The sequence below is a fragment of the Cloacibacterium sp. Arc13 genome (assembly GCF_041431305.1).
In the GTDB taxonomy this organism is placed as follows: Bacteria; Bacteroidota; Bacteroidia; order Flavobacteriales; family Weeksellaceae; genus Cloacibacterium; species Cloacibacterium caeni_B.
The window spans coordinates 1-1,552 of sequence record NZ_JASMRM010000033.1 but is presented as its reverse complement, the minus strand read 5'-3'; the positions used below and the strand labels follow the sequence as shown (position 1 = coordinate 1,552).

Annotated in this window: 2 protein-coding genes; one reads left to right on the top strand and one right to left on the bottom strand. The window is 30.9% G+C overall.

What is annotated here, in order from left to right:
• Nucleotides 1–145: 145 nt before the first annotated feature.
• Nucleotides 146–565 (bottom strand): nucleoside-diphosphate kinase, encoded by a 420-nt coding sequence (locus tag QO190_RS13190; RefSeq protein WP_371463842.1) that lies wholly within the window; start codon nucleotides 563–565, stop codon nucleotides 146–148.
• A gap of 227 nt (nucleotides 566–792) precedes the next feature.
• Between QO190_RS13190 and QO190_RS13185 the strand changes: the two genes are divergently transcribed.
• The gene (locus QO190_RS13185; RefSeq protein WP_371463843.1) at nucleotides 793–1,443 is read left to right on the top strand and encodes a metal-dependent transcriptional regulator; all 651 of its coding nucleotides are present in this window, start codon (nucleotides 793–795) and stop codon (nucleotides 1,441–1,443) included.
• Nucleotides 1,444–1,552: the final 109 nt, after the last annotated feature.

Here is a 1,552-nt window from a genome sequence, read left to right as displayed (position 1 = left end):
GCTTTAAATAAAGCATTTCTTGTTGTTCTTGCATAACGATGTTTTTTTGTGTATCGCTATTTCAGGACTAGACAAAAATAAAAAATAAAAAGTTCGAGAAAATTCTCGAACTTTTTTTTTATAAATTTTGGGTAAAAATATTTGATTAGAAAATTTCTCTTCCAGAAAAATGGAATTGCGCTTCAATTAGAGCATTTTCATCAGAATCTGAACCATGAACTGCATTTTCGCCAACGCTTCTTGCAAACATCTTTCTAATAGTTCCTTCTGCCGCATCTGCAGGATTGGTAGCACCGATTAGTTTTCTGAAATCTTCTACTGCATTTTCTTTTTCTAAAACCGCAGCTACGATTGGTCCAGAAGACATAAATTCTACTAATTCTCCGAAGAAAGGTCTTTCTGCGTGTACTTCATAGAATTTTTTAGCATCTGCAACTGTAAGTTGAGTTAATTTTAATGCTTTGAATGTAAATCCTGCTTCTGCAATTTTCCCTAAAATTGCTCCAATGTGCCCATCTGCAACTGCATCTGGCTTAATCATTGTAAATGTAATGTTACCTGACATAATTTTTTTTAAAATATTTTTTGCAAATGTAAGATTTTTTTGTACTTTTGCAAAGGAAACTTATTTCAAAGAGAGCCATTTTCTTTTGGCACGTTATTTGCAATATTAATAACGATTCTCATGTTTAATTTGAGTTTTCATGGTTATTAGTTTTTACCTCCAAGCAATTGGAGGTTTTTTTATGTAAAAATAAAATGTTAGATTTGAAAAATATTACATCTAACAACATGAATTCTCTTACCGAAGAAAACTATTTAAAAGCCATTTTCCATCTATTAGATCCTGAAAATCAGGTTACTGTAAATGAATTAAGCAAATTTTTACAAATCAAAATGCCTTCTGTAAACAGCATGATGAAAAAGTTTGCAGACAAAAATTGGGTAATCTACGAGACCTATAAACCAATAAGAGTAACAGAATTGGGAAGAAAAGAAGCGGCTATAGTGGTAAGAAAACATCGATTAACAGAAATGTTTTTAGTCGAAAAAATGGGATTCGGTTGGGAAAATGTACACGAAATAGCAGAACAATTAGAACATGTACACTCTGAAGATTTTTTTGACAAGATGGATGAGATCCTCAATTTTCCAAAAGTAGATCCTCATGGTGAACCTATTCCAGACAAAGATGGTATCATTATCACTCAAAATCTTAAAAAACTAAGCGAGTGTAAAATAAATGAAACAGTAATTCTTACTTCTGTGACTGTTTCTACAGATGATTTCCTAAATTACCTCAACCAGAGAAATCTAGCTTTAGGTGCAGAAATTTTAATTAAAAACATAGAAAAATTTGATGGTTCTATGCAGATAACGTTTGCAGATAGAACAGAAATCCTAAGCAAAATGGTTTGCGAAAAACTATTGGTAAAAAAATAAATCCCGAATTTCTTCGGGATTTTTTTTATGTATTGTCTTGTCCTGAAAAAAGTTGACTAAAAATTAGATAATATGTCAACAAAGAAGAAAATTTCAAAAATTCCAATTG

Excerpts from the sequence above, each read along its gene's own strand:
- QO190_RS13190 (WP_371463842.1), bottom strand. The coding sequence starts at position 565 with ATGTCAGGTAACATTACATTTACAATGATTAAGCCAGATGCAGTTGCA.
- QO190_RS13185 (WP_371463843.1), top strand. The coding sequence starts at position 793 with ATGAATTCTCTTACCGAAGAAAACTATTTAAAAGCCATTTTCCATCTA.